At 38.1% G+C, this 19,591-nt stretch carries 19 protein-coding genes; 16 read left to right on the forward strand and 3 right to left on the reverse strand.

Annotated elements, in window-relative coordinates; translation table 11 throughout:
* The first annotated feature begins 110 nt into the window (after positions 1 to 110).
* The 13 genes from A7D14_RS17370 (at position 111) to A7D14_RS17430 (ending at position 12,266) form a co-directional block, all read left to right on the forward strand.
* Entirely contained in the window at positions 111 to 1,073 is a 963-nt protein-coding gene (locus tag A7D14_RS17370) for a hydrogenase (RefSeq protein ID WP_067037452.1), read from the forward strand.
* Between the two features lie 21 nt (positions 1,074 to 1,094).
* Positions 1,095 to 2,687: a nickel-dependent hydrogenase large subunit gene (locus A7D14_RS17375; RefSeq protein WP_036382135.1), complete on the forward strand. Its 1,593-nt coding sequence runs from the start codon at positions 1,095 to 1,097 to the stop codon at positions 2,685 to 2,687.
* Positions 2,688 to 2,766: 79 nt separating this feature from the next.
* The gene (locus A7D14_RS17380) at positions 2,767 to 3,234 is read left to right on the forward strand and encodes a hydrogenase maturation protease (RefSeq protein WP_036382137.1); all 468 of its coding nucleotides are present in this window, start codon (positions 2,767 to 2,769) and stop codon (positions 3,232 to 3,234) included.
* An 8-nt stretch (positions 3,235 to 3,242) separates the two neighbouring features.
* The gene (locus A7D14_RS17385; RefSeq protein WP_051947244.1) at positions 3,243 to 3,563 is read left to right on the forward strand and encodes a hypothetical protein; all 321 of its coding nucleotides are present in this window, start codon (positions 3,243 to 3,245) and stop codon (positions 3,561 to 3,563) included.
* On the forward strand, positions 3,560 to 3,817 hold the full coding sequence (locus A7D14_RS17390) for a hypothetical protein (protein ID WP_036382140.1): 258 nt from the start codon (positions 3,560 to 3,562) through the stop codon (positions 3,815 to 3,817). Before A7D14_RS17385 ends, A7D14_RS17390 begins: the two co-directional genes overlap by 4 nt.
* Positions 3,792 to 5,273 carry a hypothetical protein gene (locus tag A7D14_RS17395; protein ID WP_072877979.1) on the forward strand — a complete coding sequence of 494 codons (1,482 nt, stop codon included), beginning with the start codon at positions 3,792 to 3,794 and terminating at the stop codon, positions 5,271 to 5,273. Before A7D14_RS17390 ends, A7D14_RS17395 begins: the two co-directional genes overlap by 26 nt.
* Positions 5,274 to 5,280: 7 nt before the next feature.
* Entirely contained in the window at positions 5,281 to 5,628 is a 348-nt protein-coding gene (locus A7D14_RS17400) for a hydrogenase maturation nickel metallochaperone HypA (RefSeq protein ID WP_036382147.1), read from the forward strand.
* Between the two features lie 31 nt (positions 5,629 to 5,659).
* Positions 5,660 to 6,358 (forward strand): hydrogenase nickel incorporation protein HypB, encoded by a 699-nt coding sequence (gene hypB / locus A7D14_RS17405; protein ID WP_072878679.1) that lies wholly within the window; start codon positions 5,660 to 5,662, stop codon positions 6,356 to 6,358.
* 7 nt (positions 6,359 to 6,365) lie between these two features.
* The gene (gene hypF / locus A7D14_RS17410; protein WP_036382150.1) at positions 6,366 to 8,627 is read left to right on the forward strand and encodes a carbamoyltransferase HypF; all 2,262 of its coding nucleotides are present in this window, start codon (positions 6,366 to 6,368) and stop codon (positions 8,625 to 8,627) included.
* A gap of 3 nt (positions 8,628 to 8,630) precedes the next feature.
* Positions 8,631 to 8,906 carry a HypC/HybG/HupF family hydrogenase formation chaperone gene (locus tag A7D14_RS17415; RefSeq protein ID WP_036382153.1) on the forward strand — a complete coding sequence of 92 codons (276 nt, stop codon included), beginning with the start codon at positions 8,631 to 8,633 and terminating at the stop codon, positions 8,904 to 8,906.
* A gap of 97 nt (positions 8,907 to 9,003) precedes the next feature.
* Complete coding sequence (hypD, locus tag A7D14_RS17420) at positions 9,004 to 10,098, forward strand: hydrogenase formation protein HypD (protein WP_036382157.1); 1,095 nt, start codon at positions 9,004 to 9,006, stop codon at positions 10,096 to 10,098.
* Between the two features lie 10 nt (positions 10,099 to 10,108).
* Positions 10,109 to 11,170 (forward strand): hydrogenase expression/formation protein HypE, encoded by a 1,062-nt coding sequence (gene hypE / locus A7D14_RS17425; protein WP_229702477.1) that lies wholly within the window; start codon positions 10,109 to 10,111, stop codon positions 11,168 to 11,170.
* A 1-nt stretch (position 11,171) separates the two neighbouring features.
* On the forward strand, positions 11,172 to 12,266 hold the full coding sequence (locus A7D14_RS17430; RefSeq protein WP_036382160.1) for a hypothetical protein: 1,095 nt from the start codon (positions 11,172 to 11,174) through the stop codon (positions 12,264 to 12,266).
* Here A7D14_RS17430 and A7D14_RS17435 read toward each other — a convergent pair.
* From A7D14_RS17435 to A7D14_RS17445, 3 genes are all read right to left on the reverse strand, one after another.
* Complete coding sequence (locus A7D14_RS17435; protein WP_036382163.1) at positions 12,263 to 12,970, reverse strand: sulfite exporter TauE/SafE family protein; 708 nt, start codon at positions 12,968 to 12,970, stop codon at positions 12,263 to 12,265. The genes A7D14_RS17430 and A7D14_RS17435 overlap by 4 nt on opposite strands.
* A gap of 345 nt (positions 12,971 to 13,315) precedes the next feature.
* Positions 13,316 to 13,951, reverse strand: a complete 636-nt coding sequence (locus tag A7D14_RS17440) for a transglutaminase-like domain-containing protein (protein ID WP_036382166.1) — start codon at positions 13,949 to 13,951, stop codon at positions 13,316 to 13,318.
* A gap of 121 nt (positions 13,952 to 14,072) precedes the next feature.
* Complete coding sequence (locus tag A7D14_RS17445; protein WP_141673437.1) at positions 14,073 to 14,771, reverse strand: hypothetical protein; 699 nt, start codon at positions 14,769 to 14,771, stop codon at positions 14,073 to 14,075.
* 308 nt (positions 14,772 to 15,079) lie between these two features.
* On the opposite strand from A7D14_RS17445, the gene A7D14_RS17450 reads away from it, so the two are divergent.
* The 3 genes from A7D14_RS17450 to A7D14_RS17460 all read left to right on the forward strand — a co-directional run.
* Positions 15,080 to 15,802, forward strand: a complete 723-nt coding sequence (locus tag A7D14_RS17450; RefSeq protein ID WP_255307486.1) for a type IV toxin-antitoxin system AbiEi family antitoxin — start codon at positions 15,080 to 15,082, stop codon at positions 15,800 to 15,802.
* Positions 15,799 to 16,587, forward strand: coding sequence for a nucleotidyl transferase AbiEii/AbiGii toxin family protein (locus tag A7D14_RS17455; protein WP_036382173.1), 789 nt, complete (start codon positions 15,799 to 15,801; stop codon positions 16,585 to 16,587). Before A7D14_RS17450 ends, A7D14_RS17455 begins: the two co-directional genes overlap by 4 nt.
* A gap of 29 nt (positions 16,588 to 16,616) precedes the next feature.
* Positions 16,617 to 19,591: hypothetical protein (locus tag A7D14_RS17460; RefSeq protein WP_067037454.1), on the forward strand; the 2,975-nt coding region annotated here is incomplete at its 3' end.

The following is a 19,591-nucleotide window of genomic DNA, read 5'->3' on the forward strand; positions in this document are numbered from 1 at the left end:
TCATGAATAATTAAGATATATTCCAAATAACGCAAAATACTCTAAAAATTTTGTTAAATAAGAATCATATTCTTATTTTCATTACTTTTAAAATAAATATCAAATGACTTATGGCAAATGTACTATGGTTACAAGGAGGTGCATGTAGTGGCAACACAATGTCCTTTTTGAACGCCGAAGAACCAACGGTGGTAGAACTTATTACCGATTTCGGGCTAAACATTTTATGGCACCCAACAACCGGTTTACAGATTGGGGACCAAGTTCAAGACCTATTAAAGGATATCCTCGCAGGAAAAGTGCAGATGGATATTCTTGTTTTTGAAGGCTCGATAATTCAAGGCCCGGATAACACAGGAACCATGAACTTATTCGCTGACCGTCCGATGAAGGACTGGATTAAGGAACTCTCAGAAGTTGCGGGCTATGTCGTCGCTATTGGCGATTGCGCAACATGGGGAGGCATACCTGCAGTTCCGCCAAACCCTAGTGAATCTACTGGAATGCAATTCCATAAAAAGAACAAGGGTGGGTTCTTGGGCCCTGACTATGTTTCAAAAGGTGGTTTGCCAGTAATAAATATACCAGGTTGCCCTGCGCACCCAGATTGGATTACTCAAATTCTTGTCGCGATTTCTGTGGGAAGGATAGGCGATGTGCTTATTGATGATTACCACAGGCCAAAAACGTTTTTTACCGACTTTGTTCAGACAGGTTGTACCAACGTAGTCAACTTTGCACAAAAAGTCGATGGTGGATTTGGCCAAAGGGGTAACGGATGCCTCTTTTACGAGGTTGGATGTAGAGGCCCAATGACAAGAGCGAGTTGTAACAATATATTGTGGAACAGACAATCTAGTAAAACCCGAGCTAATCATCCTTGTTTGGGCTGTACCGAACCTGGCTTTCCACATCACGACCTTATGAAAGGTAGTGTTTTTAAGACCATGAAGTACATGGGTACATTTCCTAAAGAAGTCCCAGAGGGTAGGAACAAATTGGCTTACTATTTAGAGGCCGGTTTCCAGAAAGTATTACCTACAAACCATAGGGTTAAGGAAGGTTCAAAATAATAGCAACGAAAAAGAATAAAAATGTCAGTAACAGAATTAAATATATCTCCCGTTGGTCGTGTTGAGGGCGATTTGGATGTGAAGGTCTATATTGACAACGGCAAAGTCACACGCGCCCATACGCAAGCAGCGATGTTCAGGGGTTTTGAGAAAATCATGGCAGGCAAGGATCCACAATCGGGACTCATTGTTACTCCTAGAATTTGTGGTATTTGTGGAGGGTCGCACCTATATTGTGCATCCTCGGCATTAGATACTGCTTGGGGAACAAAGCTAACCCCAAATGCTCTTTTGTTGAGAGCGATTGGTCAGGCTTCGGAAACCCTTCAAAGTATCCCAAGATGGTATTATGCGATTTTCGCCACGGATTTAGCTAATAAAAAGTATGCCGATAAACCTTTATATAAGGAAGTGGTAAAACGCTGGTCCGCCTATGTCGGAGAAACCTTTCAAAAGGGATTGACGGCAAGTGGACTGCCAGTTCAGATTTATGCCTTGTTCGGTGGTCAATGGCCCCACTCAAGTTACATGGTGCCGGGTGGGGTGATGTGCGCTCCTACCTTAAAGGATATTACCAGAGCTCATGCTATACTCGCACAATTTAAAAACGATTGGTTAGAACCGATTTGGTTAGGTTGCTCTATCGAGCGTTATATGGAAATCAAATCTTGGGACGACATGTTGGCGTGGGTCGAAGAAAATGAATCTCAAAAGAATAGTGATCTGGGATTGTTGATTCGTGCGGGTATCGAATTTGGTTTGGATAAATTCGGTCAAGGTGTTGGTAAATTCTTAGCAACAGGAACATACTTGCATAAAGACAGATATAATAATCCAACTATTGAAGGTAGAAATGACGCCTTAATTAGCTCAAGTGGATTCTTTGATGGTGAAAATTATCATGAGTTTGACCACATGAAAGTGAGCGAGCACGTTAAGCATTCGTGGTATAAAGACCAAGAAGATGGGCTTCACCCTTGGGATGAACCGCTTCCGACACCTATGAAATCGCAGACATTGCATGATAGTGACTTTGATAATCAATATAGCTGGGCAAAAGCTCCGCGTTATGACGGACATGCTGCTGAAGCTGGTCCGTTGGCTAGGGTGATTATGAACGCTAACCCAAATAATAAGGAACATCAAATTAGAGATCCTTTATTTGGTGATATCATGAAAAAGCTAGGGCCTAGCGTATTCACTAGAGTTCTTGCTAGAGTTCATGAAGCTCCTAGAATCTATAAATTCATTGAACAATGGTTATCTGAAATTGATTTAGATGGTGAGTTCTACACCAAACCTGTTGAGAAAGACGGCAAAGGTTTTGGTGCTACGGAAGCAGCAAGAGGAGCCTTAGCACATTGGATTGAAATTAAAGATGGTGTTATCAAAAACTATCAAGTTATGGCCCCAACAACTTGGAATGTTGGTCCGCAAGATGGTAATGATAATCCAGGACCTATTGAGACCGCTCTTTTGGGCACAACGATCGAAGACCCATTAGATCCAGTAGAAGTAGGTATTGTAGCGCGCTCTTTCGATTCATGTTTGGTATGTACGGTACATGCCCATGATGCGCAAAGTGGCGTTGAGCTATCAAGATTCAAATTATAACTTCTGACATGTAGTTTTTTTGAGACTTTCCTGAGGGTGACCTCGGGAAAGTTTTTTACTTTAATAGAAAGAAAAATAGATGAAAACGGCAATAATGGGATTTGGAAATCCGGTGCGCAGCGATGATGCAGTAGGCATTTATGTAATAGAACAGTTGCGGGAAAAACTTCCCGATTCTGACGACATAAGCATTATCGATATGGGTACAGCTGCCTTTGAAGTACTTTTTGGTTTAAAAGGCCATGATAAGATTATTTTGGCAGATGCAGTTCTGAATAGCAATGAACCTGTGGGTACTTTGTTTAAAGTCCCAGCGGAAGAAGTAATGAAAGCACCTCAAGATGACCCGATGGTTTTTCTCCATGGAATGAAATGGGACCAGGCTTTATCGTACACGAAAAAAATATTACAAGATGAGTATCCAGAAGATATTCAAGTGTATTTAGTGGCGATTGAAAATACCAAGCTAGAAGTTGATTTGAGTGACGTGGTGAAGGAAGCAGGTGATAAAGTCGTACAACATATTTTGGAAGAATTAAATTTATAGATATCTACGTGAGTGCTAAAATCACCCTGAAGACTTCACATATTTATTTGGACAATGAATTGATTCAACCCATCTTCGGAGACATTCATTACGCGTATGTCACCTATGTGGAAGAGCAGAGTAAGGTTTTAATCACTCCTGTTTCGAGTCAATGGTTCGTTAAAATGTACAAACCGACTCAGTTTCTATTGAAATCACGTAATTTAAAAGGTGATAAAACCCTAGCTATTCGAGAGATATTGATAGACAATGATTTAGATATGACTGACAGGGATTTGGATTATGAAATCATTGAAAAAACGAATTTGATAAAGGTGAGTATCTCATGACAAAACCAAAAAACGACTGGCTAATAGATGCCGAGGTGCAGTACAAGGTTACCCCTGTAAAAGGACGTTGGGAGGTTTCGCTCATATTTATAAATACCCAAGACCCTAACGAGGTTTTGGTTCAAGTTATCGGTGATTACCGTTCGGAACGACTCGCTGAAATCTATGGTAGAAATATACAGCAAACAGCTGCAAAAGACCCACGAGGTACACAAAAAGTAGACAAAGATGCTTACGATATTAACAACAACTGATGCCATCCTAAAGGTTCAGAAGGCGATTGCATCGGTAGATAGATTGGATGAGTTGGTTGGCATAACCGAGGACGCTGAAACTATAGATGACCTGAAAACCTTGGTGGTAGCATCGGATGAAATTACAGTTCCTTTAGATTGGTATGATTTGGAACCGCCTTATATATTTCCTGCGACTCCATTTAACAGGCAAAATCTACTGGCCTTGGTTTTCTATAAGCTTGGAAATCATCAAAAGGCCTTTGAGTTTGTTTCTGAAGAACATCCGCTATACCACCACCTTTTGATTGCAACACATTTGCAATTCGGTTATGAGATTTCGCCTGACATGGTAGATTTTTGTTACAATACATCGCCGCACAACAGTGCAGTTCTAAGTTATTATGGTGTCGTAGAAAACCCCAAAAACAATGAGGGACTTAAAAAAGAGTTTTCTGAAGCACTTTCCAAAGCTGAAAATGATGAAGTCAAGGTATTTACGGCTAAACACTACCTAAATTTACTTCTCGATTCTGGTGAATTGCAGGAGGCAAAACAACTGGCGCAAGAACAATTCGAAATTGCCATTTCAGAAGATGCCAAAAATGCAATGAATACCCATTTAGCGGGAATTTTAATGGCACAATTACAAGTGCCTTATGATAGTCAAATGTTAGAAGAAGTTCATGAACTGCAGTTAAAGGCCATTGCTCAATTCGAAGCAAAAGACCTGAAAATACAGGCAGGAATGTTGTTGGTCGATGCAACAGAAATTGCCAATTTTAAGGGAGACTTTGTTGCATCCAAAGAACTTATTAATAGAGCGATTCAATATTTTAAAGAAGAAGATATTCCGGAGTTCTTGGGAGAGGCCGGATTCAAAAAAGCGATTCTATTATATACTTGGTCAAAGAATGGAAGTCCTCAATATTATAAAGCAGCCATTAATGCTTTTCAGGATGTATTGAAAGTGTTCAAGCGAGATACACATCCTCAGAAATTTGCAGATGTACATCACAATCTGGCGTTAATTTATTCTGAAATTCCGGTAGGTGCTGACGAGAAACCAATGTGGACGGCCTTTTGTGCATCATCCTTCAAAGAAGTTCTGGCTTTTTATACAAAAGATAAGTATCCGTATGAAAATGCAATGGCAAGTCATAATTATGCGACAGCGTTAATGCATTTTCCTCCAGCAAAAATTCATGACAATCTTGAAAAAGCAGCTGGTCTGTTTGAGGAAGCGCTTGAGGTGAGAACGGCAGAAGCATATCCCTTTGAACGTGCTTTGACCTTGATGAATCAATTGGAATTGGGATGGCTTACACATAACGAAACTAGTGAGGAGGAGTTGAAAAAATATGAAGAAATGAAGGAAAAAGCCGAGGAAGTGAAAACTTTGGTGACAGATGCTGGTATACTAGAACAAGCTGAGAAGCATCTCCAAGAATTGGAAAAAGTAAAAAGTTTAATTTAGGAGGGTTATGCACGAAACATCTATCGTAAATAGCATTATTGCGACTTTGGAACAAGAGTTTGAAGCTGAGAAACTCCAGAAGATGAAAGCAATTCACCTGAAAGTGGGAATCCTTTCGAACATAGAACCGCGTTTGCTACACAACGCATATGATGTTTATCATTTAAGGGATGGCAGATTTCAGAACGTTGCTTTGAAAATAGAATCGACACAATTGAAAATTCAATGTGAAGTTTGCGATCATGTTACCAATGTGGAGAATTACAGGTTTCTATGCGAAAATTGCGAACGACCAAGTAAAAATGTAATCGAAGGGGAGGAAATGTTGATTCACAAAATAGAATTTGATGACTAGACCATTAGGTCTTTATAAACACAAAAAAACGATGAGCGTAGATAAATCAACAAAGGCGGCACGAGGAACTGTGCAATGCGAGAACACTAATATCAATTTGCTCAAAGCAAATGATTTTGTAGCGGATATTATTAAAAAGGAAATGGCTAAAACCAATACTCTTTTAATCAACATAACCTCATCAGCAGGTAGTGGTAAGACCACCTTAATGCAGAAAACCGCAGAAAAACTAAAGGATAAAATAACAATGGCCGTGATGGTCGGAGATTTAGAAACGGAACGTGATGCAGAGCGTATTCGGGAGACCGGCATACATGCCCTGCAGATAGTAACGGGAGGTATTTGCCATCTGGAAGCTCAAATGGTGCATCAGGTTTTAGACCAATTCGACTTGGAGAATATTGATTTATTGTTCATAGAAAATGTGGGCAATTTGGTTTGTCCGGCTTCTTTCGATTTGGGTGAAGACTATCGCGTTACCTTAATGGCAACAACAGAAGGTGATGACAAGCCCAAAAAGTATCCTAAAATGTTTTTGACCAGCGATATGATGGTCGTTTCAAAAGCCGATTTATTGCCTTACGTGCCTTTCTCAGTAGAAGCCGTAATCAAGGATGCGCGAGAGGTAAACCATGAAATAGAAGTGTTACAAGTTTCGTCTACGAACGGAGAGGGAATAGATGCTTGGTGTGATTGGTTACTGGAGAAAATTGAACGGAAGAAAGGATAATGGCTAAATGCAAAAAACCTTTGAAATTACTATTTCTGGTCAAGTACAAGGGGTGGGTTTCCGTCCTTTTGTGTATAGTTTATCTAAACAATTTCAATTGAGGGGTTCGGTTTGCAATAATCAAGACGGAGTACTAATTCACATCAATGCCTCCGAAGAAAAAGCAACTAATTTTCTGGTTCAACTACTAGAAAATGCTCCATCAATTTCTATCATTCAATCACATAAGATTTCCGAAATTCCGTTTCAAGAATTCGATGGCTTCAAGATAATTCCTTCAGAAGCAAAGCATCAAACCAACATTCCGTTAACCCCAGATTTTTCTATTTGCGAATCATGCAAAGCTGAAATTAGGGATAAAAGCAATCGGCGATATGGGTATGCTTTTACCACATGCACCAACTGCGGCCCAAGATTTGCGGCGACCACAAAATTTCCTTTTGAGAGGTCAAATACAACGGTTTCTGCCTTTAAAATGTGTGCTACTTGTCAATCGGAATATATCAATCCTGATGACAGGCGATTTCATTCGCAAACGAATGGCTGCGCCGATTGTGGGATTCAATTAAAACTGCAAGATTATGACGGGAGGCAATTTGATGGAGACCATAAGGAGCTAGTTAAGAAAACATCCGACTTCATCCGAAAAGGAAGCATCCTGGCACTTAAAAACACAAATGGTTATCTGCTATGTTGCGATGCCAATAATAAGTCGGCGATAGAACGTTTACGTGAAAAAAAGCAACGCCCTGCGAAACCTTTTGCCTTGCTCTATCCATCCTTGGAAAGAATCAAAAAAGACTTTAACCTAAGTGCTACAGAAGAAAATGCACTTACTTCATCTGTAGCTCCCATAGTTATTTTGAACCCGAAGAAGTCTATTCCTGACTTGGAACAAGATGGTATCGCTCCAGGATTGAATCAATTCGGTGTTATGTTACCATCATCAGCTTTGCTCACGGTTTTGATGGATGAACTTGGTACTCCGATCATCGCCACGAGTGGAAATGTTCATGGCTCCCCGATTATCTCGAAAGAATCAGAAGCAATTCAAAAACTATCTGGAGTGGCTGATTATTTCCTGCATCACGATTTAGAAGTTACTTTTCCTCAGGATGATTCTGTATTTCGGTTTACTGATGAACATCAAATTACACTTCGACGTTCTCGTGGATTAGCTCCCAACTTTCTGAATATGACACCTTCGGGAAACGAAAAGATACTGGCCATGGGTGCCCATTTAAAGAGCACGTTTACGTTTGTGCCTAATTCGCATACCTATATGAGTCCTTATCTTGGAAATCTGGATAGCTATGATGTTTCCGAAAGATTTCAGAATAGTATTGGACAATTTGAAAAGTTGTTTCAAACACAACCGGAAGTAATTTTGATAGATGCCCATCCACAATATCAAAGTAGCATTTTGGGAAGGGAGTTGGCTGAAAAATGGAATGCGGAATATATCTCCATACAACATCACAAAGCCCATTTTGCAAGTGTTTTAGGCGAACACGATTTATTTGATTCCAAAGAAAAAATACTAGGTCTAGTTTGGGATGGAACTGGGTTTGGAGAAGACAATATGATATGGGGAGGCGAGTCCTTTACGTATCAAAATCACGAAATGGAACGGCTGATTCACTTTGAATATTATGATTGGTTGGCTGCTGATAAAATGGCGAAAGAACCAAGATTGTCCTTTCTCAGTATACTTCCCAATGCAGAAAAGGAAATTGCCAGGAAGAAGTTTTCCGAAACGGAATGGAAAGTCTATTTAAAAATGTTGGAGAACAACCCATTGAAAACATCATCGGTAGGACGCTTGTTTGACGCGGTTGCATCCTTGTTGGGTATAATAGATGTGACTAGCTATGAAGGTGAGGCTGCAATGCTATTAGAAAATCAAGCAAGAATGTATGTTGGAAATGATGAAGTTGATTTTTTAGCAGGGGTAGTATTTGAAAACATTCCAACAAAAACAATTATTCAAAATATTCATCAAGCTATGGTAGATGGTTTCTCAATTCCAAGAATTGCGAATAGTTTTATTCATACGCTAGCGCGCGTGATTTTTAATATAGCAAAGCAGCATAATTTTAGTTGTATTGCTTGTAGTGGCGGGGTTTTTCAAAATGCTGTACTCATCGAAAAGCTTATAAAACTAGCTGAAAATTCGGGAATAAAGTTAAAATTTAATCGTATATTGTCTAGTAACGATGAGAATATTTCGTTCGGTCAGTTATCTTATTATCAGCATATTAAAAAGTAAATTATGTGTTTAGCGATTCCAGGTAAAATCAAGAGTATTGAAATGCAGTATGATGGCAAGGTGCGCATGGCTAAAGTGTTATTTGGCGGTATAACCAAAGAGGCCAGTTTAGAAATGCTGCCTGATGCCGATATTGACGATTATGTATTGGTACACGTTGGTGTTGCCATCAGCAAAGTAGATGAAGAAGAAGCGCAAAAAACGTTTAAGTATCTGGAAGAGATTGGGGAACTGGGAGACCTTACCGATGTAGATGAATATTTGCCAAAAACTAATTAAAACCGTTTGCCGTGAAATGATCCATTACAAACATTACATTCAATTTGCAAATTGAGCGAATTACATCTGACCAATTAATAAAAATAAAAATCTACAGATGAAATACATGTCTGAATACCGCGACCCTGAACTCGCAAAAAAATATTTGGAAGAAATAAAGAACACCGTTTCTAGACCTTGGTCGATTATGGAAGTTTGTGGTGGGCAAACACATAGCCTTGTGAAAAATGGTATCATTGAAATGTTACCGGATTCGGTTACTATGATTCATGGACCCGGGTGCCCCGTTTGTGTGACTCCTTTGAATTTAATCGATAAAGCGGTGTATCTCGCCTCAGACAAAGGAGTGATTCTTTGCTCCTTTGGAGATATGCTGAGAGTGCCTGGTTCTCAAAAAAGTTTGCTTGAAGCAAAAGCAGAAGGAGCCGATGTACGGATTTTATATTCTCCCTTAGAGGCTGTAAAAATTGCCGAAGACAATCCGGATAAAGAAGTTGTTTTCTTTGCCGTTGGCTTTGAAACAACGGCTCCGGCAAATGCCTTGTCGGTAGTGCACGCGCATCGTAGAGGCGTAAAAAACTATTCTATTTTGGCATCGCATGTCTTGGTGCCACCAGCAATAAAAGCGGTAATCGATGATGAGGAAAGTAAAATAGATGGCTTTTTGGCTGCTGGTCATGTATGTACCATAATGGGCAATACGGAGTATCATCCAATATCGGCCAAATATAAAGTGCCGATCGTGGTTACGGGTTTTGAACCTTTAGATGTGCTGCAAGGTATTTTGATGGTTATCCGTCAATTAGAGCAAAGTAAGTCTGAAGTTGAAAATCAATACGCTAGAATCGTTCGGGAGGAAGGTAATCGTGATGCTCAAAAAGTCATTGATGAAGTTTTTGAAGTTAGACATCAGATGTGGCGGGGTATTGGGGAAATTCCTGATAGCGGCTATGCCGTTCGTGAGAAATATGCAGCGTTTGATGCTACAAAAAAATTTAGTGTCACGATTGAAGAGGCACCTGAAAACCCAGACTGTATTTCAGGTCAGGTTATGAAGGGAATCAAAAAGCCTTTTGAGTGCTCTCAATTTGGTAAAGCGTGTAAACCTACAAATCCACTTGGTGCGCCCATGGTCAGTAGTGAAGGGGCTTGTGCTGCCTATTATCACTTTTCCGGACTAGTTGAAGCTTAATCGAAACCAAATGCCGGAGAACAACAAAATACGCGTGCAGCTGCAATGCCCCATGCCTAAACTTGACTTTGATGTCATCACTTTAGGGCATGGAAGTGGCGGAGTACTAACCAACAGACTTTTAGATAGTGGTGTTTTTGATCTGCTGAAAAACGATATCCTCGACGAACGCCATGATGGTGCATTTTTAGAGTTGCATGGCAAAACGGCTTTTTCTACAGATAGCTTTTTAGTGTCTCCCATATTTTTCCCCGGGGGAAATATTGGAGAGTTGGCCGTAAACGGAACGGTCAATGATCTGGCAATGTGCGGGGCTACGCCCAAATATCTCTCGTTAAGTTTTATCATTGAGGAAGGACTTCCAGTAAAAGAATTTTGGGATATTCTGGTAGCCATCAAATTCGCTTGTGAAAAAGCAGGCGTGCAAATCGTTACTGGCGATACTAAAGTGGTTGAAAAGGGTAAGGGCGACAAAATTTTCGTGAACACTTCAGGTGTCGGACCTATTCATCCCAAAGCAAATATCCGCGTAAAAAATATATCCGTAGGAGACAAAATAATTATTAGTGGAAATGTTGCATCTCACGGAATGGCTATCATGTCGGTTCGTGAAGGTTTAGAATTCGGCTCTGAAATCAAGAGTGATACCACCAATCTAAATCATACCATACTACGATTGATTGAGCTGTTTGGAGAAAGTATTCATTTATTGACTGACCCGACACGGGGTGGTGTTGCAACAGTATTGAAAGAAATTGCACAATCTTCTGAAATAGGTATCGACTTGTTTCAAAGAGATTTTCCTATGGATGAACAGGTGGCAAGTGCCTGCGAATTATTAGGCTTGGACCCTTTATACGTAGCAAACGAAGGACTCTTTATTGCTTTCGTATCTGAGTCTGTAGCAGATGCCGTTTTGACTGCTTTGCAAGAAGATGAGAATGGTCAAAATGCTCGTATTATAGGAAGCGTCGTTGCGGAACATCCCAAACAAGTCATTATGGAAAGTGCAATAGGAGGTAAGAGGGTTATAAGTATGCTTCCCGGAGAACAATTGCCTAGAATTTGTTAATATGAATTTTGAAACGCTAGGCAAACATGTTACCGATTCTTATGTTTTTAAAGGTTCCGAGGAAATGCCATTCTTGGCTCCAAGAGGAGTTTTTACTATGGAGAATAAACTCTTTGTTTCCGATACGGGGCGTAATCGCATTTTTATCTGGAATGAAATTCCCAAGACAGAATATCAAGAACCCGATATTGTTTTGGGTCAGGTCGATGCCACAGAAACGGGTCGTAATGCGGGTGGAATTGCAACTGCAAGTACATTACATTATCCATCGGGAATATGGAGCAATGGCACTATCGTTATCGTTGCAGATGCTTGGAACCATCGCGTGCTTATTTGGCATTCGTTACCCACTCAAAATGGGCAGCCAGCGGATGTAGTGTTGGGGCAGCCCGATTTTGAATCAAATCAACCCAACGTTTCGGGTATTGGAAACGACCCTTCTGCACAAACCTTAAACTGGCCGTACGGAGTTTTCTCAGATGGAGAAAGCCTTTGGATAGCAGATACAGGGAATCGGAGGATATTGTTCTATGACGGGATTCCAATGACCAATTTTGCTCCGGCGGATGAAGTCATAGGAAAACCGGATTTCACGAACAGGGATTATGAAAATCATGAACCCATTTGGCCCTATTCCGTTAAGGTAAATGCCAAAAGACAAATGGTCGTAGCCGACACTCAATTCTACCGTTCATTAGTTTGGAATGATGCTGACAAAGCATTTTCAAAACCAGCGGATAGTATTATTGGACAAGCCGATTTTGATGCTTGTGGACAAAATCAGTTTGGCTTGTTTCCCTCTTCAAAATCGTTAAACTGGATATATGATGCTTGTTTCTATAAAGACGGGATACTAGTAAATGATACTGGGAATAGTAGAGTATTATGGTTTGATAAAATCCCAACGAAAAACAATCCCGAAGCAACAGCGGTCATTGGGAAACGAGATTTTAAAACAGGAAGCGAAAATAAAGAAACCTTGATGGGAACTTCAAGCTCCTTGTATTGGCCTTTTTCAATAACTACAAAAGAAAATAAACTAATCATTGCCGATACTGGAAATCATCGGGTAGTGATAACGGATTTAAAGCTCTAAAGACTAAGATACAGCCAGTAAACACCTATAGCAATTGCGAAAACTCCTCCCGATAAGCGCACCATTTTAAAAAGAGATTTACTGTTTTGTTTTTTGGAGTACCTCGCTAATTGTCCAAGTAAGAATGTATAAATCGTCATAGCCAATAGTGTTCCTAATCCGAAGCCAATGATGTATTGAATACTATCAAATTTATTTTCAAATCCCAATACCGGAAGGAGTAAAACAAAATGTGCTATTCCTGCGAGTCCATGTAAAACCCCAATCCCAAAAGAAGTCCATTGATTTTGCTTAACCTTTTTGCTATGAGCGTGACCATGGTTTAGCATGTTTTTGTCATGCTCATGTTCGTGTATATGAATATAGGGCTCTTCCGCATTGTGCACATGCGGATGTTTGTGGTTTTTTCTTTTGCCGAAAATACTGTATAATGCCCAGAGTCCCACGACAATTAAAACGGCGCCAACTAGCTGTTCACTATGTTCCGATATTTTCTCTATTGGAATGTATTGCCGAAATAGGAGAAAAAGCAACCCTATCAAAAGCATTCCGGTCAGATGTCCAAAACCCCAGAACAAACCTATTTTCCAGACTTTTCGTCTCGTTTCAATCGCCAAAGGGGTAACCGCAGCCAAATGGTCTGGTCCTGAAACCACATGTAATATTGAAGCTGCAATACCGGCAAGTAAAGGAAAGCTCATCATTCGATTTACAAAAGAACAATGTAGTGAAATTTCTTGTCAAAATTGTTTCTGATACGCTTTTCAATTCGCTCTACGTTGTTACAAAATATACATTTCATTATTTAGCTCTTTAAAGTGAAAATCCTAGGCCGTTATAAATCATAATTATGGTCCTATTAATCGGCCGTTTTAGGGGAAAGCTCAGAGAAGTTGGGCAAACTTTAAGATTCAGTTCCATTTTCCGTTCTTTTTAGTAGTATCGGGAATTAACCTTTTACGGAACTAATCGCTGACTGTAGAGTTAAACAAAGTTGCGGAATTATGCTACCTCAAAATAATCGTTTTATTGAACTTTTGACAGAGTGATTATAACCAAAACTCCTTTTTATTTTTATCATTCCCAAAAATATGCGGATAATGTTCTCTGGCATTCGCCTCCATGAAATCCAAAGGAACATCCTCAAAATGGCCGTAGTCTTCAAGATATTCCATAAATTCTTTTCCCTCATTATTGTACTCTTGGAATATTGAATCATTTTCGCCATCAAAATCCAAGGGCTGAACATTGCACATTTTGCACAATGACCGATTAAATGCCGGTGAGGCCTTCAACCATTTCTCTTCCAATAAAAGATCTACCATGCCATGTGGAGTCAATTCATTAGTTCCGAACTTTTCGGTAAGCCTGTCTATTGCTATATGGTTCTTGACTTTTGCCAAACGGATTCTTGCCGGTATTCCCAAGGAGCGTAACCCGGCAATTAGAATGATGGATTTATCTATACAATGACCCTTTTTTTGCTTCACAAGGTTACTGGCTTTAAAATGCTCCTTTGAAAAACTTAAAAAATAGGGATCGTATCTAAATGAATCTCTTACCTTAACATATAATAGTTTGGCTTTCTCTTTTGGCAAAAGGGAATCGTCTTTAAAATCACGGACGAACTCCTGAATTTCATCTGATTCGAAATCAAAATAGTATGTCTGGGATAGAAAATCCATTTGTCACTCAATAATTACTTTCAAAATCCTTTGATTGTACTTTTCAATAGTGTATGATTTACCATACTTTTTATTTTTCATGAACCTTACGCCCGCTCAGCCTTTTGTTATTGTAATAAAGTTAATCCAGATAATTGTTTTTTCGGTAGGCCAAACTTTTTCTTTCAAGAAAACTCCAGATTTTGAGTTTATCCCGACTTTGAACGGTAGAGTTGAAAATTGTATCCACAGCGCAATAATATATGAAATCATCTATCTTTTCTGATGGTATTTTTAGTCTTTCTTTATAGAGGGAATCCGGATAAGAATTCCTTATCGTCTGAATCTCTTTTTCTAGTTTGTCCACGGAAACAGAATTTCTCAACTTTTTGTTGTGACCCGTTATTTCATCGATAAGCCTGTGCAGCAGTTGCTCCTGCATAGCTAAGAAAAGTTTTCTTTCATTTAAGGATAATGGTTTAACTTCTGCGTTTGGCAGTCGTAAGGAGGTAGAACTTACAGTGGGTTTAAATTTCATGGACTGAATGTCCATATGGAGATTCCCCGATAAGTTATACGGTGTTACTACAACTTCATCTAATTCAGTTAGGGACTCCTCCAAAGCCACAGTTACTAATTCACTTTCTATAATCTTGTCATCAACTACCAAAAATGATTTGTCAAATTGGATTGCCGAAAACCACAATGTATCGTTAACACTTGCCTTAATTCTGAAGTACCCATATTGATTTGTAATTGTGGCTTGATTTTTCCGGGTGTTTATTACATGAACATCCGAGACGTCCGTAGTATTGCTTTCTACTTTACCCTTTAATTCCATAGAAAGTTTTTGAGCACTTGAAACCAAACAAGAGAAAAAAACTATACAGAAAATGAGATTATTGAACTTCAAAATCATATCCTTTGGTATTTTTCTCCTAAAAGAAACAGTTCATCAATCGTTTTTTGAACTTTAATATACAATATAAGGAATCAGACTATTGTAAAAACTCTAGAGAATTTTTAGTAAAAAAAGGAGAATAATAGCAATAATTACTAATATTCTTCTAAATTTACTAAATGCAGCTCGCCGATTTTATCAAAAGTAGATTGTCAGTGGAAGAATATTCCTTCTCCCGAGATGAATATATGGCTTATTCAGGGAAGGACGCAAATGCTGTTGCAACGGATTTGGCCTATTTATCCGAGAAAGGAGAAATCATTGCCTTAAGAAAAGGGTTCTACCTTATTATACCACCAAGGTATTCAAAGCTGAGTGTTATACCATTGGAGCTTTATGTCAATAAACTATTTGTACACTTGGGCAAACCCTATTACATTGGATTATACTCGGCAGCACAATTACATGGAGCGGCCCATCAACAAGCACAGACTGAATATATAATCACCGAAGGTACTAGAATGTTGGATATTCATAAAAAGAATATAGCCATAAACTTTTTTCTTACCTCTAACTGGCCTCAGGCCAATATTGTCCAAAAAAGATCTGATGCTGGTTATTTTAATGTTTCAGATCCATTACTGACCATTGTGGATTTAATATACCATCAAAGAAAGCTAGGAGGAATAAACAGAATGTTGGCAAATATTGAGGAACTTTTAGAAGAAGTTGAAGGAAGTGAAATGAATTCCTTATTGCAATGGTATCCGCATAAAAGTGTTTTACAACGATTGGGTTTTTTGATGGATTATGTAAACCCAAAAAATGATTTGCTTGAGCCACTTATTGTGTATTTGGAAAGGCATGGTTTTTACCCTGTACTGTTGAATACATCGGATAAAATCAAACCAGGTGCGGTAGATAACAAATGGAAAGTTGATGTGAACTTAGCCCTTGAAAGCGATATATGATACCAAGACCCTACATAGTGGAATGGCAAGAACATGCACCATGGAAATCATTCGACCAGATTGAGCAAGATTTGATTATCAGCCGAACATTGGTAGTCATTTTTTCCGATGATTTTCTTAAAGAAAATTTGGCCTTTAGGGGTGGCACGGCCTTGCACAAACTCTATTTAAATCCAGCACCAAGGTATTCAGAGGATATTGATTTGGTACAGATAAAACCGGGTCCTATCAAGCCAATCATGCAGCGATTGGGAGAAATAATTGACTTTTTCGAAGAGCCCAGACGGACAGAAGTAAGGGGGCATGGTGCCAAGGCATTATACCGATTTGCCTCAGAATATGGAAATACGAGAAGACGATTGAAGTTGGAAATCAATTGCAAGGAACATTTCAATGTGTTGGATTGGATTGAGCTTCCTTTTGAAATCAAAAATCGATGGTTTTCGGGGGAAGCTCGAATACGTACTTATAACCTAAATGAATTGTTAGGGACAAAACTTCGAGCTTTATACCAACGTAGTAAAGGCAGGGATCTTTTTGATTTGGATTATTCGCACTTGCACATGAGCTTGGACACGGAATCCATTATTCAATGTTTTAAGGAGTATATGATTTTTTCCACAGGGAAACCACCAAGTCAAAAGGAATTCTTGATCAACATTGAAGAAAAAGAAAATGATATTAATTTCACTGGGGATATGGAGGGGTTATTAAGATTAGGAATTGGATATGACCAAGAGCTAGCTTTTGAGTGGTTAAAAGAGAATCTGATTGGAAAGCTATAAGGAGATGATTAAAAAAACTGTCGTTTATTATGGTAACCCAAATAGAACATAAACTAACTACAATCAATGGAGACGATTTTGCCGTTCTTTGCCGTCAATACTTAAATTTCAAATATTCTTTTGTTTACCCTACAGGTCTTGTTGTGGGAAAGGACAAATCCAGAAAAGGCACCCCTGACACATTTATCCCGGTCGGTGATTATTACCTTTTTGTAGAAATAACTACCAAAACTGGAGATATTCTTACCAAGCTCAAAAGTGACATCAGCCATTGTTTCTCTCAAAATGATGTGCCGAAGGAAAAAATCATTAAGGTTGTCTTGATGTTCAATGGAGTCCATGATACAGTTAAGCACGAGGAACTTAAAACATGTCTCTCAGCTTATTCTGAAGATTGTCGCTTGGAGGTTGTTGACATAAGGATTTTAGCAAACGAAATAAGCCAAAACTATCCTTCTCTTGCAAGAAAATTAGATATACCTATAGATACAGCCCAAATTCTAGAGGTATCTGAGTTTGTTGAAGATTATGAGAAGTCAAAATTTGCAACTCCTTTATCCAATGAGTTTTTTAATAGAGAAACAGAAATTGAAGAAGGATTAAATAACCTCAAAGAGAAAGACATTCTACTAATCTCCGGGTATGCAGGAACAGGTAAAACAAAACTATCGATAGAGCTGACAAAACTATTTTTAAGCGAGAACAAAAACTATGATTTAAAATATATAAGGGCTAACGGAAACCTAGACATTTGGCAGGATTTACAAATATTCCTTTTACCTGAAAAAGACTATTTATTGGTGCTGGACGATGCCAACAAGCTCAAGGATAATCTAATACAGATATTAAATTTTCAACGAAAAAGAGTAAACAAAGGACGGATAAAAATCATTTTGACGGTACGAAATTATGTTAAAGGGGAAGTTCAAAAATTCCTTGATGATTTTGTGCTTATTGAACTCAAGCCATTTGCAAGAGATGAGCTAGGAAAGATTTTACAGTCTGATGAATATAATATAAGTGATTACTATGCCGAAAGAATATTCAATATCTCAAAAGGCAATCCCCGACTTGCGATTATGGCTGTTATTGCTGGCCAAAGTGGTGAATTGGAAAAGCTAAATAATCCATCACAAATTCTGGAAACCTACTTTTCTTCGGTGAAAGAAAGTATTGATTCGTTTGAAAATAGAAGCCTTTTAGCTGTTGCAGGCCTATTGTCTTTTTTTAAAACCATTAATCTCGAAAACGAAACACAAGTCGGTGAAATTGAAAAGTATTTTTCAGTTTCGAAACTGACACTTGAGGAGAATCTTAGGATTTTATATAATCTTGAAATTGCTGATGAATTTGAGAGGATCTATAAGGTTGCTGACCAAATTTTAGGAGAATACATATTGTATTTAGTATTTCTTAAAGAACAAGAAATATCATTTTCCAAATTAATTGATGCATACATAGATAAACACGGAAGGTTCTCACTTGGGCATATCCTTAAGGAGCAAATAAATAATTTTAGTCTCGAATTGATTGGGGAACTTATTTCAAATGATATTAAAGAAGGTTGGCAAAAAATCAAAACTAAAGAACTTGCTATTTCCTTTATTGATGATTTTTACTACTACATTCCCCATGAGTCTCTTAGTTATTTTGATAAAAAAACAAAAGAGATTAAAGGAGATAATCCAAACGATTACACTTTTAAAATCTTCAACGAAAGACACTCTGATACTATTGGAGACAAGACTATTGAAATCCTAATAAGATTTCAATATTTAGGAAAAGAACAGTTCCTTTTAGCCTTAAAAATTATCACTGAGTATGGTTTGAAATCTGAATTGAGATTTCACAAATTGTTAAAGTCTTTTACTGAAAGAATATCTATGGATAGATATAGCTACCAACAGGGATATTTTCAGCAAATATGTCTTTTTGACTTTTTGTACGAAAGAATTCAGGATGACCGTGATTTTTATTCAAAAATTATTCTCTTTATTGCTCCAACCTTTCTGCGAGATAATTATCAATCCAATCACAGCATTGGCAACCAAATACTTATTGGGAATTATAATGTTGTCTTAAGTGAGGAGCAAAGAGTATTCAGAGAAAAACTATGGAAGTTTATTTTTGAGAGTTACGAAAGAGCAGAACTGAAATTCCACTGTCAAAAATGCATTCAAGAATATTCAACCAACCTAGAATATCATAATAGATCCTTACCTGTCATTGAATTTGACAAAACTCTTCTTCTAGAGTTTTATGAACTGAAGCTAAACTTTAATGATTTTATTGATAATGCTATACTGGCAACTTATGTAGACAGGTTAAACTGGATTCAGGTTAGCAATGAACGTAAACTATTGAAAAATCTGAAAAATCGAGCTTACAAGCTTTATCAAAAATTGACCGATACTAAAAGTGAAAGAAAAGAAAGGAGGTTAGGGCATGATGATTATGAGAAATACAAGGTAAATCAAATAGCTAGATATACCAAGGATTTTACAAGGTCAGATTACATGAAGATTGTGAATGACTTAAATGTAATTTATAAGAATAGGGAATTTCATAATGAAAGAGCATATATGCTTTCCCAATCAGTATCAAGACTGCTTAGAGTTGTTGGTAATCGAAACTTTGACTTGTTCTTGGAATTATTCAAAAAGATTGTTAGGTCTGATTATGCGAGTGAAATTCATATGGACTATTTCACAAGGCTTCGACTGAACAGGGAAAAGATTTTTCAGTTTAGAGCTCTACTATCGAAAAATATTTATATCGCATACTTGCCAAACTTACAGGCTTCTATTTCATCAAAATATCTTATTGAAGAGGATTTTGAATTTTTCAAGAAATACTTGAAGAATAAGAAAATTACATATTTCTGGTTTCTTGAAGAGCTACTTAAAAGATTATCACCTTTTATTGAAGATACGTATAAGACTTATGGAGAGGTATTAGACATACTTTTGTTCAGAGCAGGACAAGGGCAAATTTTCGTTCCGAA

The sequence above is a fragment of the Allomuricauda sp. CP2A genome, assembly GCF_001683915.1.
Lineage (GTDB): Bacteria > Bacteroidota > Bacteroidia > Flavobacteriales > Flavobacteriaceae > Flagellimonas.